This window comes from Pseudoalteromonas sp. NC201, from assembly GCF_002850255.1.
In the GTDB taxonomy this organism is placed as follows: domain Bacteria; phylum Pseudomonadota; class Gammaproteobacteria; order Enterobacterales; family Alteromonadaceae; genus Pseudoalteromonas.
On record NZ_CP022522.1, the window covers coordinates 3369953 to 3388555 of the forward strand.

Annotated in this window: 13 protein-coding genes and 7 tRNA genes; 7 read left to right on the top strand and 13 right to left on the bottom strand. The window is 41.0% G+C overall.

The annotated features are described in order from the left end of the window. Positions 1 to 18: 18 nt before the first annotated feature. Positions 19 to 330, bottom strand: coding sequence for a 50S ribosomal protein L21 (gene rplU, locus PNC201_RS14705; RefSeq protein ID WP_010374575.1), 312 nt, complete (start codon positions 328 to 330; stop codon positions 19 to 21). A gap of 417 nt (positions 331 to 747) precedes the next feature. On the opposite strand from rplU, the gene ispB reads away from it, so the two are divergent. After that, positions 748 to 1719, top strand: a complete 972-nt coding sequence (gene ispB, locus PNC201_RS14710) for an octaprenyl diphosphate synthase (protein ID WP_102057486.1) — start codon at positions 748 to 750, stop codon at positions 1717 to 1719. A gap of 352 nt (positions 1720 to 2071) precedes the next feature. Here the strand turns inward: ispB and PNC201_RS14715 are convergent, their stop codons facing one another. The 3 genes from PNC201_RS14715 to mutY form a co-directional block, all read right to left on the bottom strand. Then, positions 2072 to 3559, bottom strand: a complete 1488-nt coding sequence (locus tag PNC201_RS14715) for a sialidase family protein (RefSeq protein ID WP_102057487.1) — start codon at positions 3557 to 3559, stop codon at positions 2072 to 2074. Positions 3560 to 5182: 1623 nt separating this feature from the next. Further along, positions 5183 to 5455: an oxidative damage protection protein gene (locus tag PNC201_RS14720; RefSeq protein WP_010379401.1), complete on the bottom strand. Its 273-nt coding sequence runs from the start codon at positions 5453 to 5455 to the stop codon at positions 5183 to 5185. Positions 5456 to 5520: 65 nt separating this feature from the next. Continuing rightward, the gene (gene mutY / locus PNC201_RS14725) at positions 5521 to 6582 is read right to left on the bottom strand and encodes an A/G-specific adenine glycosylase (RefSeq protein WP_102057488.1); all 1062 of its coding nucleotides are present in this window, start codon (positions 6580 to 6582) and stop codon (positions 5521 to 5523) included. 143 nt (positions 6583 to 6725) lie between these two features. Here mutY and trmB point away from each other — a divergent pair, with 143 nt between their 5' ends. The 5 genes from trmB (at position 6726) to arcA (ending at position 11692) form a co-directional block, all read left to right on the top strand. Further along, positions 6726 to 7451, top strand: coding sequence for a tRNA (guanosine(46)-N7)-methyltransferase TrmB (trmB, locus tag PNC201_RS14730; protein ID WP_010607600.1), 726 nt, complete (start codon positions 6726 to 6728; stop codon positions 7449 to 7451). Between the two features lie 80 nt (positions 7452 to 7531). Next, positions 7532 to 8560: a methyltransferase gene (locus PNC201_RS14735; RefSeq protein WP_102057489.1), complete on the top strand. Its 1029-nt coding sequence runs from the start codon at positions 7532 to 7534 to the stop codon at positions 8558 to 8560. 164 nt (positions 8561 to 8724) lie between these two features. Then, a complete protein-coding gene (locus tag PNC201_RS14740; protein WP_102057490.1) occupies positions 8725 to 10347 on the top strand; it encodes a sensor histidine kinase in 1623 nt (540 codons plus the stop codon). Beyond that, complete coding sequence (locus PNC201_RS14745; protein ID WP_102057491.1) at positions 10344 to 10865, top strand: YfiR family protein; 522 nt, start codon at positions 10344 to 10346, stop codon at positions 10863 to 10865. The genes PNC201_RS14740 and PNC201_RS14745 overlap by 4 nt, the downstream gene beginning before the upstream one ends. 107 nt (positions 10866 to 10972) lie before the next feature. Further along, positions 10973 to 11692 carry a two-component system response regulator ArcA gene (arcA, locus tag PNC201_RS14750; protein ID WP_010379411.1) on the top strand — a complete coding sequence of 240 codons (720 nt, stop codon included), beginning with the start codon at positions 10973 to 10975 and terminating at the stop codon, positions 11690 to 11692. A 6-nt stretch (positions 11693 to 11698) separates the two neighbouring features. On the opposite strand, the gene arcB is transcribed toward arcA, so the two are convergent. After that, entirely contained in the window at positions 11699 to 14020 is a 2322-nt protein-coding gene (gene arcB, locus PNC201_RS14755) for an aerobic respiration two-component sensor histidine kinase ArcB (protein WP_010607596.1), read from the bottom strand. Positions 14021 to 14341: 321 nt separating this feature from the next. Between arcB and folE2 the strand changes: the two genes are divergently transcribed. Next, on the top strand, positions 14342 to 15262 hold the full coding sequence (gene folE2, locus PNC201_RS14760) for a GTP cyclohydrolase FolE2 (protein WP_102057492.1): 921 nt from the start codon (positions 14342 to 14344) through the stop codon (positions 15260 to 15262). Positions 15263 to 15582: 320 nt separating this feature from the next. Here folE2 and PNC201_RS14765 read toward each other — a convergent pair whose 3' ends face one another. The 8 genes from PNC201_RS14765 to PNC201_RS14800 all read right to left on the bottom strand — a co-directional run bounded on the left by PNC201_RS14765 (position 15583) and on the right by PNC201_RS14800 (position 18545). Continuing rightward, on the bottom strand, positions 15583 to 17172 hold the full coding sequence (locus tag PNC201_RS14765) for a methyl-accepting chemotaxis protein (RefSeq protein ID WP_102057493.1): 1590 nt from the start codon (positions 17170 to 17172) through the stop codon (positions 15583 to 15585). A 331-nt stretch (positions 17173 to 17503) separates the two neighbouring features. Beyond that, a tRNA-Glu gene (locus PNC201_RS14770) sits at positions 17504 to 17579 on the bottom strand. Positions 17580 to 17678: 99 nt separating this feature from the next. Beyond that, positions 17679 to 17754: transfer RNA gene (locus PNC201_RS14775), tRNA-Glu, on the bottom strand. A 69-nt stretch (positions 17755 to 17823) separates the two neighbouring features. Next, positions 17824 to 17899 (bottom strand) — tRNA-Glu (locus PNC201_RS14780). Between the two features lie 69 nt (positions 17900 to 17968). After that, positions 17969 to 18044: transfer RNA gene (locus tag PNC201_RS14785), tRNA-Glu, on the bottom strand. A 99-nt stretch (positions 18045 to 18143) separates the two neighbouring features. Beyond that, positions 18144 to 18219: transfer RNA gene (locus tag PNC201_RS14790), tRNA-Glu, on the bottom strand. Between the two features lie 99 nt (positions 18220 to 18318). Next, positions 18319 to 18394 (bottom strand) — tRNA-Glu (locus PNC201_RS14795). 75 nt (positions 18395 to 18469) lie between these two features. Beyond that, positions 18470 to 18545, bottom strand: a tRNA-Ala gene (locus PNC201_RS14800). Between the last annotated feature and the right edge of the window lie 58 nt (positions 18546 to 18603).

Below are 18603 nucleotides of genomic sequence, written 5' to 3' on the forward strand. Positions count from 1 at the left end.
TCTCTGTACCTCTAAAAATTAAGCGCTAATGCCAGTGATTTTAACTTCAGTGAACCACTGACGGTGGCCCATCTGCTTACGAGAATGCTTACGACGTCTAAACTTAACAATCTTAATCTTCTCGCCACGACCGTGAGATACAACTTCAGCTGTAATTTTACCACCGTTAACAAACGGTGCACCGATCTCGATCTTTTCACCATCAGCAATTAGAAGTACTGAATCAAATTCAACTGCTGCACCAGTTTCAACGTTTAGCTTTTCTAAACGAATTGTTTGACCTTCAGTCACACGGTGCTGTTTACCACCACTTTGGAAAACCGCGTACATAATTAACTCCGTCTGTGCGCCCTCAAATCGACGCAACTTAATATTCTTCAATAGGGCGCGAAGTTTACGCTAATGCGTATCTTGGCGCAAGAGCAAATTTGAAGAAAGTGAATAAAATTTAGCTCGTATGAGGGCAATCAAATATTTTCTCCTATTCTAGTCAAAAAAATGTCAAAGCCAAGCTCTTTTTTCTCTCAATTCATCAGACAAAAGGCGAATCTATAGTTTACCTAATACAGTACCAAATGAGATTTCACCGTACCTATTTCACCCCTTGCGAAACCATTGAAAGCACAAAAAGTAAGCATAAAAACGTTTTTTTATAAGCAACTACGACAATTTATCGAGTCGATGATTTTTTTGTAGTACAATCGCCAAGTTTATTCATTTTCGGTTAATAGATTGGCTCGGAGCGCAATGGATATAAAAACTATCCAAAATTTGGTTAAGCAAGATATGCTTGACGTCAACCAACTTATACATCAACAAATGCAATCTGATGTTGCACTTGTAAAACAGCTAGGTTTATACATTGTAAATAGCGGAGGTAAACGCATCCGCCCAATGTTAGCCCTTTTGGCCGCACGAGCATTAGGTTACGAAGGTGATAAACATATCACGCTAGCAACAATTGTAGAGTTTATTCACACTGCAACGTTACTCCACGATGACGTGGTTGATGAGTCATTACTGCGCCGTGGAGAACCGACAGCAAATGCAGAGTTTGGAAATGCGGCCAGCGTATTGGTTGGTGACTTTATCTACACTCGATCATTCCAGCTGATGGTCGGCCTTGGTAATATGGAAGTCATGCAGATTTTGGCCGATGCGACTAATATCATCGCAGAAGGCGAGGTGTTACAGTTAATGAACTGTAATGACCCAGATACAACTGAAAAGAGTTATATGCAGGTTATCTACAGCAAAACGGCAAAGCTATTTGAAGCTGCGACTTTACTACCCGCTGTAGTGCTAGAGCAATCAGACGAAATTAAAACTGCGCTTAAGCTTTACGGTATGCATTTAGGCACAGCCTTCCAACTTGTAGACGATATTCTTGACTATAGTGCTAACGCAGAATTACTTGGCAAGAATATTGGTGATGATCTCGCTGAGGGTAAACCTACGCTTCCGCTTATTTATGCAATGCAGTATGCAAATGCTCAGCAATCAGCTCAGATCAGAACAGCGATAGAAAGTGGTAATGGACTTGATTATCTTGAAGATATTTTAGCAACACTAGCCGAGACCAAAGCACTTGACTTCACGATGGCTAAAGCCCAAGAAGAAGCCCAAAAAGCAATTGCACAATTAAGCGTTTTACCTGACTCAGTGCATAAAGAGGCACTTATTGGGCTTGCTAAACTTTCTGTGGATAGGAACTACTAACAACGAACTTAAAGGTGCATTCCATATACTGGTATTTAACCAAAAGTTGTGTTCTGCATTTAACGCCACTCGTTTTAAGCTCGAATGGCCTTTTCTTTTTACTTATTCAGAGGCAGTTGGAGCTTGGTTAGTTCAATTCGCGGGCAGGCCTTGTTCTCCAATTCTTCTTTTGGCTTCTGAGCAATTTCAAGACTGAGATCTAATAGTACTCTCTAACTTTAGAGGCTCAGATTTAGAGGCTCAGACATAAAAATAGGCCACAACCTACGTCGCAGCCTATAATAAACACTCTGAAAAATCGTTCAACTAGCTTGAACGCTCCATATTAAGTGTACTACTTGGCATGAGCTAATTAATGCACTCCTTCTCTAGCCGCTCCCAGATTTTCGAAGAAAACGTCATGTTGCTCATTTAATTTTTTTGTATATATCACGCCGAGAGTGCCATCAATTAGATCAGTTACAAGCGGCTCATCAGAAGTACGTATATCAGAATAATCAAACTCCTTTATCAGTTGTGGCTTTGTAAACAACTCTGCTTCACCAAGGCTACTACTGTAAAAATTACCATAATCTGCGGAATAGAACAGACGAGTGGAGCCGTTGTGGTTAATTAATGAAACAGATCTTGGGATAGAGGCGGTGTTAAGCTTCTGGAGTGTTTCAAAGTTCTCTCCATCGTTCGAGATCAAAATTGTAATTAACTCTGAATCAAATGGTGTATAACTAAGTAAAACTCTACCATCAGGTAATGCGATTGCATTTACATTGGATTCAGAACGATCAAATCCATTGCCTGCAACTCGCTTCTCCTCGCTCCAATTCACTAAATCATCCGAAATACGAATATATACATCTAGCTCAGCGCTATTTGCTCCCGGAGCAAATAGATAGCTCAGCATATATTTACCGTTTTTCAGTTGAATTAACGAGCCGGGAACTAGACGCGCATTAGAACATGGAAAATCAACCCCACCATCACAGCTGTCATAATTAGAAAAGTCTATTTCTGAAACCTTACTCCAAAGGCTTTCACTATCACTTTTTAATATACACAATGAAGATTCGTTACAATTACCTACAGCCAGTAAGTTGCCACTTTTATCTTCAAACAGTTTTCCTGTTTCAATAGCAAAATCGCCAAGAGTCTCAACATTTAAGCTAGACGTTTGAACCCAGGATTGGCCATTATCAGATGAAATACTAACTCTACTATGTGTATCGGATAGTCCGTGGTTATATAAAGCCACCAGATCGCCATTTTCTAGAGAAATCAGCGAAGTTGCACCAGAATATTCAGTCGTGTTAGTAATATTAACTCTATGCTCCACGACTGCGTTTACTGAATACTCAAAAGTTTGCTCCCACTGTTTGTCCTTATTACTACCTGCTTTGTCAGCACAAAGACCACTTGTAACTGAACAGCCTGCTTGCAACTTTAACTGAACATTCATAGCGCTTTCGCTTGCAGAAAAAGAAATTTTCCATCGTTGAGATTGTTGATCAAACATACCGCCTCTCTCATCAATGAGTTGCTCACCTCCTGCAGAGGAAATTTGATACAACTTATATTTCACAAGCCAACCATCTTTAGAGCTTAGCGGCTTGTCATCGCCTAATAGATTAACGTCTATATTGACTAATTCATTAGTGCTGTATTTGGCTTTTAGTCCTTCAACAACACCTGTAACATCATATTTAACTTCCGCAGGAGGCTTCTCCTTCCCTGCATTGTTAATGTCATCTACATCATCGTTAGATGAACCTCCACACGCACTCAATAATGAAAGTGCGACTCCCAAATAGGCTAACCGCATACTTGTATAAACATTACTAAACATTTTATGTTTCCTTACTATTATTGGTATAAGATTCAATGCATCTTATCGAAAGAAATTCTGTCGTTAAAAGGAAAATAGCGGCAAGATACTCATTTTCATGCAAGTGCAATACTAAAGATGCCTAACCTTGGCTACGTGAGAAACATTGACTTTCCCATTCCACTTCACTACGCACTTTGACTAATCAAGTCCTTGACTTATAGTAATATTACTATCTCCACTAAAGCTTCTTAGGTTAAGAATCTTAGGTATATTCAATTAGCTACTCTAATCCTTTTCAGTATTTTAAACTTTAATCGCAACAGCAGTACAGCTAACTTTCAGATAAAATGATACTCTAACACCCCAAATTCATCTTTGAAGTGTAACACTCTCCCAAATTGAACAACTTTCTGCTTTGAAAGGCAATCACGGGACGCCTCACCCAACAAGCCACTGAAATTAAATAAAAAATAATCTTTTTGTATTTCTATTAAAGGAGTTATGTTTTACCAGCTTGTTATTGCGTTTTCCTTATCTTAGATATACCCAAATAAGGAAATACTGTTATTAACTGCTTCTTTGCACTCATATCCATTTAAACGATGCCACCACTCAAATATTTCCTTATTACACATATAATTAATTTTTGGAAAACTAAATTAAAATGCTTAGTGATCTAAAAAACTAACAAAAAAGCCGTTTGTGAGCTGCAGCGATATCTCTGCTAGGTGCTTGTGGAGGAGGATCATCTGGTGATGATCAAACCTCCCCTCTGGGATTGGAGAAAAACCAACAGATACTTTGAACTATCAGGTTTATGGTGTTGGTGTAAAAGGACCATTGCGGTTTACAGATGTTAAAACATATCATGTCCTTAGTTACATGAAAGTACCTAAAAAGACACAAAACAGTCATTTTCGTTAAAACACCTAAAGATTTAATTAGTTAGAGTGAGCAAATAAAGATTGGTGGATAAGCAGGCTACGATTATAAGATAGATATGTCGTTAGCAGATCAGCGCGTTTTATTGACTTATTATTCTAGTGAGCATAAATCCATCATAGTCTGAAGATGGAGAGAGCTATACTGAAATTCAACGCCTTGCTACTGGAACTATTAAGAACGCTTCATTAATAGAGTACTATAGGTTAGCTTGGCTACTTTACACAACGCAAGCAGGTCATCTATATAGCCATGGCTTTAACGAAGAAGAGTAGTTTTCCTCACGACGATGGATAAAGAGCTTTGAAGACTCTTTTAGTACGAATATTACCGAACTTCCTGATGGCACTTTAGGAGCGATTTACGCAGAGTATCTCAATGGAAAGCAGGAAATCTTTTTGAAAATTTAGGAAAACTAAGTAACTAAGTTTTGTAGCAACTGTATTAAGTAAACACCTATATTAACCTTTCATATTTGATGAAAGGTTAATATAGGTACTTCAGGGCTGGGCAACTTGTTTACTCGGCCTTGGTGGTTATAAGCGTTACCACATCCTGCTATAGCCAATGTACCGACATCCATATAGGTAAAACAAATTGGTATTACTTCCATTTCCTTCAACGAGCTTAAGAAACTCGTTAATGTAGTCCCTTTACCTGAAGCCTCATCCAGTTGATTACTTACCCATTAAAGACGCTTTACTTTTCTGGTGGCCTATAGCCTTCAATTTCGACTTCTTTATCTTCAAACAAAAAGCCGACCATCTGCTCTTCAAGCATTTGCCTGTGCTCAGGATCCATCATATTAAGATGCTTTTCGTTAATTAGCATGGTTTGCTTATGCTGCCATTGCTGCCAAGCTTCTTTGGAGATGTTATTAAATATACGTTCACCAACTTCTCCTGGATACAGTTGAAAATCCAGTCCAGGCGCTTCCTTTTGTAACTTTTGACAAAATACCGTACGTGCCATGAGTATCTACCTCTTCAATTTTAATCGTGCACTCAATGAGAGTCAGCACCAATGATGGTGTCAGTTTACCCTATTGCGGTTAATACTTTAACCAACTTTTTAGTCGGCGCAGCGAGCCCAACCTCTGGTGGATTATGAGTATCGAACCACAGTAATTGCTGATCATGCACACAATCTGGCATGCTTTTTACTTCTACAACCACGGGGGTAATAGTTAACTCAAAATGCGTAAAAATATGCACAAAAGGTTCAAGTGTATTTGTACATTCAAGTTTAAGTTCTTGCTGCTTAACAAACGCGTCTAATTCATCTTGCTCTGCAAACTCAAAAAAGCCGAACAACCCACCCCATATTCCACTCGAAGGACGCTTCTCCATCAAAACTTTATCATCACATTTAATTATTAAGTGGTGAGTACGTTTTTTTGGCTTCTCCTTTTTGGGTTTAGGGTTTGGAAATTCTTTAACCCGATTATTTTTGAACGCTGAACATTCCTCAGCAAGTGGGCAAACATCACAGTTTGGCTTGCTTCTGGTACATACGCCTGAGCCTAAATCCATCATCGCCTGATTAAATGCTCTTACATCACCGCTTGGCGTGACGGCATCACTCAAAGACCATAACTGATTTTCGACCTTTTTTACTCCGTACCAGCCCTCAACCATATAAAACCTAGCGAGTACCCGCTTAACATTACCATCGAGTATTGGATGATGCTGACCAAGCGCAAGAGAGAGTATCGCACCTGCGGTAGAGCGACCAATGCCCGGTAAGTCCATCACCGCTTCTAATGTTTGTGGGAATTTACCCTTATAACTATCTCTGATCACCTTTGCAGCTTTATGAAGATTTCTTGCTCTGGCGTAATAACCAAGCCCAGTCCAATGGTGTAACACTTCATCTTCCGGTGCATCGGCCAACGCAATTACCGTTGGGAAGCGCGCCATAAAGCGCTCAAAATAAGGAATAACTGTGGTTACTTGAGTCTGCTGTAACATCACCTCTGAAACCCATACTTTATACGGCGTTTTTCCGAGTTGCCACGGCAGTGTTTTTCTACCATGAAGGTGATACCAAGACACAACTTGCTCACCAAACCACTTAGCTTGTTGCTGGCTAACTTTCATAAACTTGACTAGTACTTGCTACAAAGCCGCCAGTGTAATCACAATCGCTTTAATAGTCACCACGTAAAGTTTCACTCTATACTTGTTTATTGCCAACTGAATGACGATAATATGCGACCATTTTCACGAGCATAGAAATGACCATGAACGAATCAAGCAAAAGTGCGCTCGAACAAGCGCAGGAAGAAGGCAAGTACATCAGAAAAGTGCGTAGCTTTGTTAAGCGTGAAGGACGTCTTACTAAAGGCCAAGCAGCATCGCTAGAAAAATGCTGGCCAACAATGGGACTGGAACACCAACAAGGTTTGCTAGACTTTACTGAAGTATTTGGTAACAGCAATGATGTCGTTCTTGAGATTGGATTTGGTATGGGTAAGTCTCTCGTTGAGATGGCAAGAAATAACCCACAACAAAACTTTATTGGCATAGAAGTACACCGTCCAGGTGTAGGTGCTTGCTTGATGGATGCAGATGAACAAGGCATCACTAACTTACGTGTTTTTGAACATGATGCTGTTGAAATCTTAGCAGATTGTATCGCTGATGGCAGCCTTGCTAAATTACAGTTATTCTTCCCTGATCCGTGGCATAAAAAGCGTCACCACAAACGTCGCATTGTACAACTTGAGTTTGCTGAAAAAATACGCCAAAAGCTTAAAGTCGGTGGTGTGTTCCATATGGCAACTGACTGGGAAAACTATGCCGAGCATATGCTTGAAGTGATGAGTGCAGCACCTGGTTATAAAAACCAGTCGCAAAGCAATGACTATGTTCCTCGTCCAGACTTTAGACCGCTGACTAAGTTTGAGCAACGAGGCCATCGTTTAGGACATGGCGTTTGGGACTTAATGTTCGAGCGTATTAGCTAAACAACCCCTCTTTATAATGGAGCGGCTCAACAGGCTGCTTCATCGCCCAGCTATTTGAGTACATTCATTAGGAGTTAGCGTTGCAGTTTACCAACCCGAGTTTATTACTACTTCGTAATGAAGAAGAGCTTATTGCCAACAATATTCTGGTTATTAACCATCAGCGCGATGGCTTCCTACGTGAATTAAAAGCGCTCAATCCAAGTTCGGCAATTCATGCGTTTAGTTTCGATTTTGCAGACCACCTTCACGCCGATAAAATTGCCGATGTTAAGAGTTATGTAGACCATCAACTACCGCAGTTGCAAGATATTGATTTAGTTATTTATTATTACCCTAAATCAAAACCTGAAGCGCAAATGGTATTTGATAACATCCGCCACTTGAGCACGGCTGAAACTAGGTTACTCGTTGTTGGCGAAAACAAAAGTGGGGTTAAAAGTGCAGAAAAGCAACTTAAAGAGCACGCTGCACACTGTTATAAATTAGAAAGCGCAAAACACTGTGTTTTATATGAGTTTGATCAGCTTACTGCCAACCCAAATTTTGACGTAAGCCATTACATACAGACATTTTCAGTGCGTATCGCCAAGACCGAGTTCACCGCCGCGAGTTTGCCCGGTGTATTTAATCATGGGAAGCTCGACGCTGGGACTCAGCTATTACTGGAAAATGTCATCCTTCCCTATAAAGGCAAAGTGTTAGATTTTGGCTGTGGTGCCGGGCTTATCGCCTGCTACGCCTTATTGAACAGCCCAACACTTAAATTCACCTGTTTAGATGTCAATGCACTTGCGCTATATGCTACGCAGCAAACCTTGGCTTTGAACAACCTCGGTGCAACTTTGCTGCTTAGCGATGGTTTAAGTGAGCTAAACGGTAAATTCAACCTTATATTGAGCAACCCACCATTTCATACGGGCCTTTCAACAGACTATGATATCGCTGAACAATTTCTACATAACATCAAGCGTCATATGGATACCAAGTCTAATATTCAGTTGGTTGCAAATAGCTTCCTAAAATATCCTCCTATTTTAGAAGCTCAATTTGAACAGTTTGAAGTTGTCACTAAAAACACTAAATTTGCCATCTATAAAGCGCAGTAGTTTACTAGCTCTAAGGTTTACTTGCATATATCAAGTAAACCTTCACTCAAACCGACCTTTTATCTTTTCATTTTCAAAGATTTGCTCTACTTTATTATAATGAGTTACTGAATCTCAAAAGCTCTGTAGCCGCAGCCAAGGCTGATCATACAGCTGGAATAAGAATGAGTAAGCAATTAACAAAAACAAGCATCAGAAAAGTATTGATCAGCGCAGTGATGCTTGTAACTGCGCTGTGTCTCTCTTTATCCATTTCTATTTCCACTTACCTTGATGTAAAAGAACAAAAGCAATTAATCATCAATAAGATAGAGATGATAGCTGACATCGTTGCTTTTAATTCTCAGATCACTATTTTGTTCGATGATCGAAAGACCGAAGATGCACGCCTCAAATCTTTTCAGCAAGTAGACATAATTAAAAACATCCATATATATGCTATGGATGACGTAACCAACACCCCTGTATTTTTTACCAGTTACAACGCTAGTCGAACACCACCGGTACCGCTAAAAGTTAATCAAATAGAGGAGTTGAAGACCCCTAAGGTCTCAGAAGATTACATTGAACTAATCAAACCTGTTGTTTATGAAGGCAATATTGAAGGTTATGTGTATGTTCGCGGGGGTCTTGAGCGACTTTCTAACTATATTAATAAAAAAATACTGGTAGATATTGCACTCACCTTATTCGTCCTGCTCCTTGTATTGCTAGTTTCAAGAGGGATCCAAAAGCGTATAGCGACGCCAATTGAAGAACTCTCAACGCTATTGCAAGACGTTTCGAAGAACCATAATTACAGTGCAAGAGCTCCTGGCAGCAATATCGCAGAACTAAACGTGCTGGCGAACAATTTAAATATCATGTTAGCTCGCACCGAAAATCAACTAGAGCGTCATAAAGCTGACAAGCAAGAAATAAAACAACTCAACCAGAGCTTGGAGGAAAAAGTTAATCAACGCACAATTGCGCTAAGAGAGGCTAACCAAGAACTGCTGAACGCTTTAGAGCGTATGCATCAATATCAAAACCAAATCATCGAGAACGAAAAAATGGCTTCGCTGGGGCAGATGGTGGCTGGCGTTGCGCACGAGGTAAATACCCCTATCGGCTTGGGTATTACAGGATCTACGCTATTAAGAGATAAATTATCCGATATTCGCGAAGCGTTTCAAACAAAGTCTTTAACCTCCAAGCAGTTAGAGCGCTTTGTTAAAGATGGAATTGAAAACCTTGATCTCATCTACCGCAACCTAAACCGAGCGGCTGAGTTGGTTTCTAGCTTTAAGCGCCTTGCCGTAAGCCAGGATCTAGAAGTGAACTCACGAATAGATTTGTCAAACCTGCTTACTGAAGTCGTAGCATCTATGCGAGCTGAACTCTCCACGAAACAGCCTGAAGTGACCATTGACTGTGACACTGGACTTGCCATCGAGAGTAAAGCAGGACCATTACAACAAGTGCTAGAGCAGCTTATATCTAATTCCTTACTCCATGGCTTTAAAGACCAACAAAACAACAGTATTTCAATTACAGTAAAGTCATCAATGGGGCAACTCGCGATTGAATATGCAGACAACGGGATGGGTGTTCCCAAAGCAATTAAAAAGCGTATCTTCGATCCGTTTGTAACCACTCGTAGAGGTGAGGGTGGAAGCGGTCTAGGTATGCATTTAGTTTATAACTTGGTAACTCAAGCACTTGGGGGAACAATCACCTTAGATGAAGAATTTAGCCAAGGTGCCAAATTTATTATAACGCTCCCACTTTCAGGTGATCTAAAATGAGGTTGATTAATCTGACTATTTTGCTTTTATTTGTTTCCTTATATTCAGCTGCAAAATCCCCAGATCAGGTTCGCTCAGCTTTTCTCTATCAGATGGCAAAATTCGTCGAGTTTCCCGACGAAAACACAAAGTCCAGTTTCCAATTCTGTTTTTATTCTCTCGAATCAGGACCCGCTTCTGAACTAAAAAGTGCAACAAAGCTGAACGTGCGAGGAAAACCGATTAAACTCGTAGAAGCAAAAAAAACGTGGAACTATAAGGAACTTTCCAGCGCTTGCGATATCACATACATTGATGAAACTAACGAAAATGATATACTGTCCGCTTGGACCGATACAATAGAGTCAAACATGTTGACCGTGGGCGAAAGTATTGAGTTTTTAGAAAGAGGCGGGATTGCTTCTTTGGTCCAAGAAGGGAGCAAAATTCGACTGTATATAAATAAGCAAGCCCTAGAAAAACAGTACTTCATCGTGCGCTCAAGGCTGCTTGCCGTATCCAAGTTTCATCCCAACTGATTTTACTTGTTAACAATTGGATAAGCTCCTATAATCGTAAATATTCGGATTTATTATATAAGTCCGGACACATTGTAAATTATATATTCCGAAAAGGTTAATTAATAATGCAAACGCCAGTCATTCTAATTGTAGAGGATGAAGACGTAACTCGACTGAACCTCGTTAGTTTATTTGAAGCGGAAGGTTACAAAGTAATCGAAGCCATTGATGGCGATGACATGCATGACAAGCTGACATCAAATGATGATGTAAACCTTGTAATCATGGATATCAACCTTCCTGGTAAAAATGGTTTAATTTTGGCGCGTGAATTACGCCAGAAGAAAAACATCGGCCTTATTTTCCTAACAGGTCGTGACAATGATGTTGACCGCATTCTTGGTCTTGAGATTGGTGCTGATGATTACATCACAAAACCATTTAACCCGCGTGAACTAACGATTCGTGCTCGCAACCTGATCTCTCGTACTGGCACGTCTGCAGAAGAGTCAACAATTGATAGCAACGGCGTTATTACTTTTAATGGTTGGGAGCTAGATGAAAACAGTCGCTGTTTAACATCCCCAACAGGTGACTCAAAGCGCCTACCAAAAGGTGAATATCGAGCACTCCGTCTAATGCTAGATTCTCCAGGCCGTATTTTTAGCCGTGAACAGCTTATCAAGCACATGACAGGTCGTGAACTTCGCGCAAATGACCGCACTGTTGACGTTACTATTCGTCGTATTCGTAAGCATTTCGAAACTGATAACAACACGCCTGAATTAATCAGTACAATTCACGGTGAAGGTTACCGTTTCATTGGTAAACTCGACGCTCAATAATCGTTTTTACTGATCTTCAGCGAGTTTTGCAATTAATGGATGAAGGGCTTCTTGCCCTTCTTCTATTTTAACCTCTAACTCAGATACCCAATCCAATAGTGTCGCTTCCTCTTTACCCTCTGACTCTAATTCCATTTTCTTTGCTTGTAATTGGGCAAGTTGCAACCCTACAGAGCCAGCAGCACCTTTAACTTTATGTGCAACCGCACCGTATTCCTCAATATCATTTTGTGCAACAGCCTCTCTGAGTTCTTGACAGTACTTAGGATTGAGCTTGGTAAATAGGTCACAGCTTCTTTGGAATGCAGCAGCCCCCATAGACTCAACAAAATCGCAAATGGTCTCTATATCTAAATCTGAGTATTCGGGCTGTGACAATGCTTCTCGAATATCAATGCTTTGTTTGTTTTTTTGTGCCTCAATTCCAAATAATTCTGCGAGCATTTTGTCGAGTTTAGTGGTATTTATTGGTTTGGCCAAAGCCCCCTGAACACTGATCCCCTCTAACTCCTGCTCAGCGCTTCTAACATTCGCGGTTAAGGCTACAATCGGTAAGTGATCGAAGTGACTGTCTTCTCTTATTTGACGCGCGACTACGTCACCATTTATATCTGGTAACTGCATATCCAATAGAATTAGGTCTAGCTCATCCTCAGTCTCAACAAATGAGAGCGCATCCTCGCCAGTTTCAGCCCAAATAACTTCATGTCCACGCTGCTCTAATAGGTTTGTCGCAATCTCCGCGTTTAACGGCACATCCTCAACAAGTAAAATGTACAAACTTCGACCAGCATAGCTCTGTTCTTTCGGTGCATTACATAGCTGTAATGGGATCTCAACATCAAAACGACTCCCCTTACCTTCTTGGCTAGTAACCGCTATCGTTCCTTTCATAGCCTGAACGAGAGCTTTAGTAACAGCAAGGCCAATTCCTGAACCAATTGCATTGCTACCAGATGCATCCGGAGCCTTGTAATACATTTCAAAGATCCGCTCAAGCTGATCTCCGGATATTCCCATACCAGTATCTATAACACTAATTGTCAGCCATGGTCCATCATCTCGATTCTCGCGGCGACATTCCAGCGTCACATTACCCTTGTGGGTAAACTTAACCGCATTATTAATTAGATTCCAGAGTACCTGACGCAAACGTGTCGGATCGAGTAATGCGTAAACGTCCAATATTCCAGAGCGATTGATAGTAAACTCTAGGCCCTTTTGATCAGCAATTAGGCCTGCAAAGTTGACCACATCATTTATAAAATCAGAGACATTGATACTGTCCGTTGCTATATCTAGCTGCTCCCTATCAATTTTATCTAAATCAATGATGTCGTTAAAAATATTGCCAAGCGTCTCCGCACTTGAAAACACGGTATTACACCAGCTTTTTTGTTGCGCCGTCAGATCAGTGTCTAACATCATGCGCGTCAGACCAACAATACCATTAAGCGGGGTTCTTAATTCATGACTTAGCGTAGCAATAAACTTTCCTTTATCCTTATACGCAGTTTCTAACGCCTGCTCAGCTTCTTTACGACTAGTAATATCACGGCCAAAGGCCAGCAAGCCTATATATTCGCCGTTATCGTTGATAAATGGCAGCTTACGCATTTCAAACCAACGAGACTCGCCTTCAACAGGATACTCAACGTCAAGTGTTAATGGTTGCTGTGTTTCTGATACCTGGCTATCTGTTTCTAGTACTTTTGGAAGATATTGCTTTGAATATATCTGTTCGACTGACTTACCTATTAGTTCTTCACTGCTTTTGCCCATCACTAATTCAAACATCTTGTTACAACCTGCGAATACACCGTTTTCATCGCGGTAATAGAACAGATCAGGAGATGAATCAACAATACTCCGCAGCAACATACCTTGCTGCGCAAGTTCTTGTTGGGTCTTTTTACGTTCTGCAATTTCTTTTCTTAATTCATCTATCGCGCGGTGTTTAGCATGCAGAGCAATTTTACGCTCGTCAATCTCACTATTTAAACGATTAATATTATCCTTTAGCGTTTGGTTCAGCATCTTTTCTTGTTGTGTTGCCGACTCCAAATAAGCCTTGGATGAATGCACCTCCCTCATTGCTGCGACGGACATCATGATAAGAGCGGGCGCAATAACAGCAGTTAAGAAAAAGAGTGCCGATATATCGACAATTTCAACTACACCTAATGCAACATAGTAAAACATGCAAGATAGAATAACTGCAACGAAGAGCGTAAAAGCATAAGCGATGGCAAACGCCCGCTTGTTGCCGTATTTTTCTACCAAGTTTGATAAAATTCGAGCCCATGAGCCAAACGAATTTTCTGTCATATTATTACTTCACCATTGTTAAACACTTGTCAGGCAAGTTTATATTCTACCGCTTGAGCCTGACTGAATTGCTTTTCAAGCCCTCAAAGTAAATATTATACAAAAGCCCTAGTAATAAGCGAGTATAGAAATTGCAGGGTCAGATCATTCAGTCAATTTCATGTACGCAAAGCAGAATGATAGATAACAGAAATGAGACTCTGTATCACTAAATGCACAAATCATCTAATTTAGTGCGGATAGATTTAAGCTCACCATCCCAACTTAATCTGATTTCGTGTAATATGCCCGTTTTTTAAGTCGTGAGAAAAGAGAACGTCGATGCAAAATAACATGCCAGACATTGCACACAGTGCTAGTGCGTTACAAACGGGAACTTTAGACTGGGTAGGCATGGGTAACATAGAGTTGCCTTTAGTATTAGAAAGCAAAGGCCTAAATCAAGTTACTGTTACAGCCAAAGCCGATGCTTTTGTTAATTTGCAAAAAGAAGACGCAAAAGGCATTCACATGTCACGCCTCTTTCTTGCTCTTGACACGCTTTCTTGTGAGCAAATACTTACACCAAAAACTCTAAAACAGTTGTTAGATAACTTTTTAAGTACGCATAACGACTTAAGTACAGGTGCAAAAGTAACACTACAGTTTGAATTGCCTATCAGACGCCCTTCGCTTTTAAGTAAAAAAATGGGATGGAAATCATACCCAATTACCCTTGATGCGACGTTGATAAACGGTATTTACAAGCTAGAACTGGCGCTTGACGTTGCTTACTCGTCTACTTGCCCCTGTTCAGCTGCACTGTCTCGTCAACTTATCCAAAACGCTTTCCAACAAGCTTTTGATGGTAAACAATTAGATTTCCATAGTGTGCATGACTGGCTAGGTAGCACAGAAGGGATCGTTGCAACCCCCCACTCTCAGCGCTCGATTGCAAATATAAAAGTTAAGCTCACAGATAATAGTAGTGAGTTTGAGATTTTAGATCTGATCGAATTGGTTGAAAACGAGTTAAAAACTCCTGTTCAAGCCGCAGTAAAACGAGAAGATGAACAAGAATTTGCGCGCCTTAACGGCCAAAACCTAATGTTTTGTGAAGATGCAGCGAGGAAGTTAAAAGCATTGCTAAACCAGCAAACTTATTTAGATTTCTACGTTAAAATCAACCATTACGAATCCCTTCACGCCCATGATGCTGTAGCTTATGCCGTGAAAGGGGTTGAAGACGGCTACAACGTTTAATTATAGCAATTGGTATTAGAGCCGCTCCGTTGACTACTATTATTAATCAGAGCTAAATAACCTGAGCTTGGGATAATTAATGCCTTTCTAGCAGCCAGTTTTAGCGCTAACTGCGTTGAATTCACTTCCAATAGCCAGCTATTGGTGCATAAATTCGCCTTGTTATCCCTAAAACTGACTGGCTAGATAAGGGTATAATTTAATGTGGTATTAAAAACAATGAGTTAGCTCATTCCTTATCCAAACCTCAGGTTAAATAGCTCTGATTAGCCTCCCCCATAAACAACCCTGTCGGTGCTGTACTACTTTAAGTTATCCACTCAACGGTGGGCACGGTTTAATTTGCGAATAAACTGCTCGACGAGCACTTCTTGGTTTTCTAAAGCCTGCTCTGTATTTTTCATCGTTTCATGCGTCTTGCGCGCACTTTTCATAGACTCATCCGCAAGACCTGAAATTGTCACTGCATTTGCGTTCAGCTCATTAGAAACACTCGACATCTCTTCTGTCGATGTCGCAATTTGATAGTTCAAACCTGATATTTCATTTACTATTGTGTTGATCGTTTCAAGGCTCACTTTAGTGCCTTCTGCCTTTACTACACATTCAGAAGAACGCTCTACTCCACTTTGAATTGCAGTAACTGCCCTCTCTGCTCGTTGCCTCAGATCGGCAATAATACCATTAATCTCGGTTGTCGAATCTTGTGTCCTTTGCGCAAGCGCCCTTACCTCATCAGCAACAACCGCAAACCCTCTGCCTTGTTCACCTGCACGTGCAGCCTCGATAGCAGCATTTAAAGCGAGTAAGTTGGTTTGCTCGGAGATCCCACGGATCACATCAACAACCCCTTCGATGTTAACCGTTTGCGCATTAAGATCTTCTATGTCTTTTTGAGTGCGAGATAGCTCTTCCGATAAAGCATAATTATTCTCCATATTGTCATCAACGGCTTTGTTGCCTCTCACAACGGATTCAAGCGCCGCTTCGGATTGCTGCGCTGCATTGTTAGTATTAGAGGCTATTTCACCAATCGAAACAGACATCTGATTAATTGCTGTTGCTAAGGAGCCGGTTTGCGCTTGCTGTCGATTTAAAATATCAGAACTCGTTTTGCATTCTTGCATCGTTTTGGTTGCGTATTCTGAAACGGTGGCACTAGCATCTTTAACACGCCCAAGCACAGCCCGAAGCTCGGATTCTCTAGCGAGTAAAGCAAGCTCTATAGATGCAACATCATTAACCTTATTGAGATACACTTTTTGCATCAGAGGGTTATCGTATACTTTTTTTGCTTTTTCGCTGAGCGACCGCACTGGAGCAAGGCGAGAATAAGTAATAAATAAAACAGCAAGAGTAAGTAGAGTTTCAGCGAGGTAATTCCAAGGTGATGATAAAGCTGAGATCAACATGGTTAAGGCATAGAAAACAATTATTATTGCCATCATTTGAGCTGACAAAGACCAAGAAGCTCGAGTAAATTTACTTGGTGATACACCATTATTTAAATCTGCGTAGATTTCCTCTGCACGGTTAACGACCTCCCGGCTCGGCTTTGTCCTTACCGATTGATATTCGACAGTCTTACCTGATGCATCTTTAATAGGAGTAACAAAAGCATTAACCCAATAGTGATCGCCATTCTTGCAGCGGTTTTTAACCATTCCCATCCAAGGTTTACCCGTTTCGATATAATCCCATAGGTTCTTGAAAGCGGCTTTAGGCATTGTTGGATGCCTAACGATATTATGGGGCTTCCCCTCTAACTCACTAAGTGAAAACCCTGCAACTTCACAAAACTGCGAATTCGCATACTTTATCTGACCTTTTACGTTTGTCGTTGAAAGTAGATTGTAAGAACTTGGATAATCATTCTCTTTTCCTGTGTAATCAGCTCTACCTTTTGTCATAGCTCGCTCTCGATTAAAAAGGGCAATAGATAATAAATTATTACTTTCTTAAAAACCGTAAGAGATTTCACCGAAAGACTGATTGAGATCATAGTGAAATATGATTTGATACCAATATGCTTATTTAAGTGCTCTATTTTGAGGCGAGAAAATCTTGCCTTATTATCATCAGATTTACTCTTTTAAAGTGAGCAAGTACTAAGGAAAATTGGTATGAATACTTAACGAACAACAGAAAGTTAATATAAAAACTAGCAGAATTCTGAACTTAAACAACAATGAAAGGAAAATATGAACATTTTTATGATGAGAGTAGAATACAGAAAGTAAGTGGCGTCCCCTAGGGGATTCGAACCCCTGTTACCGCCGTGAAAGGGCGGTGTCCTAGGCCTCTAGACGAAGGGGACGCAGAATTTTTTGCAAATCTCAGACTTGCTATTTCTGTGTCACTAGGACTTTATTTAGCTGTTTATTCTCTTGCTAACCGAGTTACTTACCAAAGTAAGTGGCGTCCCCTAGGGGATTCGAACCCCTGTTACCGCCGTGAAAGGGCGGTGTCCTAGGCCTCTAGACGAAGGGGACACAGATGTGTCACTAGGACTTGATTTAGCTGTTTATTCTCTCGCTAACCGAGTTACCTACCAAAGTAAGTGGCGTCCCCTAGGGGATTCGAACCCCTGTTACCGCCGTGAAAGGGCGGTGTCCTAGGCCTCTAGACGAAGGGGACACAGATGTGTCACTAGGACTTGATTTAGCGGTTTATACTCTTGCTAACCGAGTTACTTATCAAAGTAAGTGGCGTCCCCTAGGGGATTCGAACCCCTGTTACCGCCGTGAAAGGGCGGTGTCCTAGGCCTCTAGACGAAGGGGACGCAGAATTTTTTGCAAATCACAGACTTGCTATTTCTGTGTCACTAGGACTTGATTTAGCGGTTTATACTCTTGCTAACTGAGTTACTTACTAAAGTAAGTGGCGTCCCCTAGGGGATTCGAACCCCTGTTACCGCCGTGAAAGGGCGGTGTCCTAGGCCTCTAGACGAAGGGGACGCAGAATTTTTTGCAAATCACAGACTTGCTATTTCTGTGTCACTAGGACTTGATTTAGCGGTTTATACTCTTGCTAACCGAGTTACCTACCGAAGTAAGTGGCGTCCCCTAGGGGATTCGAACCCCTGTTACCGCCGTGAAAGGGCGGTGTCCTAGGCCTCTAGACGAAGGGGACACAATAACAAACAGCTTCGCACTCGAGGCGTTGCCATTTGAATTATGTACTAGGACATATGCACTAACGATAAATTGGTGGAGCTAGACGGGATCGAACCGTCGACCTCTTGCATGCCATGCAAGCGCTCTCCCAGCTGAGCTATAGCCCCATAATAGTCAGACCTGAACTGCTAGCCTGTATCGCTGAGTGCGGGGCGCATTCTATGC

Excerpts from the sequence above, each read along its gene's own strand:
- rplU (WP_010374575.1), bottom strand. The coding sequence starts at position 330 with ATGTACGCGGTTTTCCAAAGTGGTGGTAAACAGCACCGTGTGACTGAA.
- ispB (WP_102057486.1), top strand. The coding sequence starts at position 748 with ATGGATATAAAAACTATCCAAAATTTGGTTAAGCAAGATATGCTTGAC.
- PNC201_RS14715 (WP_102057487.1), bottom strand. The coding sequence starts at position 3,559 with ATGTTTAGTAATGTTTATACAAGTATGCGGTTAGCCTATTTGGGAGTC.
- PNC201_RS14720 (WP_010379401.1), bottom strand. The coding sequence starts at position 5,455 with ATGGCACGTACGGTATTTTGTCAAAAGTTACAAAAGGAAGCGCCTGGA.
- mutY (WP_102057488.1), bottom strand. The coding sequence starts at position 6,582 with ATGAAAGTTAGCCAGCAACAAGCTAAGTGGTTTGGTGAGCAAGTTGTG.
- trmB (WP_010607600.1), top strand. The coding sequence starts at position 6,726 with ATGAACGAATCAAGCAAAAGTGCGCTCGAACAAGCGCAGGAAGAAGGC.
- PNC201_RS14740 (WP_102057490.1), top strand. The coding sequence starts at position 8,725 with ATGAGTAAGCAATTAACAAAAACAAGCATCAGAAAAGTATTGATCAGC.
- PNC201_RS14745 (WP_102057491.1), top strand. The coding sequence starts at position 10,344 with ATGAGGTTGATTAATCTGACTATTTTGCTTTTATTTGTTTCCTTATAT.
- arcA (WP_010379411.1), top strand. The coding sequence starts at position 10,973 with ATGCAAACGCCAGTCATTCTAATTGTAGAGGATGAAGACGTAACTCGA.
- arcB (WP_010607596.1), bottom strand. The coding sequence starts at position 14,020 with ATGACAGAAAATTCGTTTGGCTCATGGGCTCGAATTTTATCAAACTTG.
- folE2 (WP_102057492.1), top strand. The coding sequence starts at position 14,342 with ATGCAAAATAACATGCCAGACATTGCACACAGTGCTAGTGCGTTACAA.
- PNC201_RS14765 (WP_102057493.1), bottom strand. The coding sequence starts at position 17,172 with ATGACAAAAGGTAGAGCTGATTACACAGGAAAAGAGAATGATTATCCA.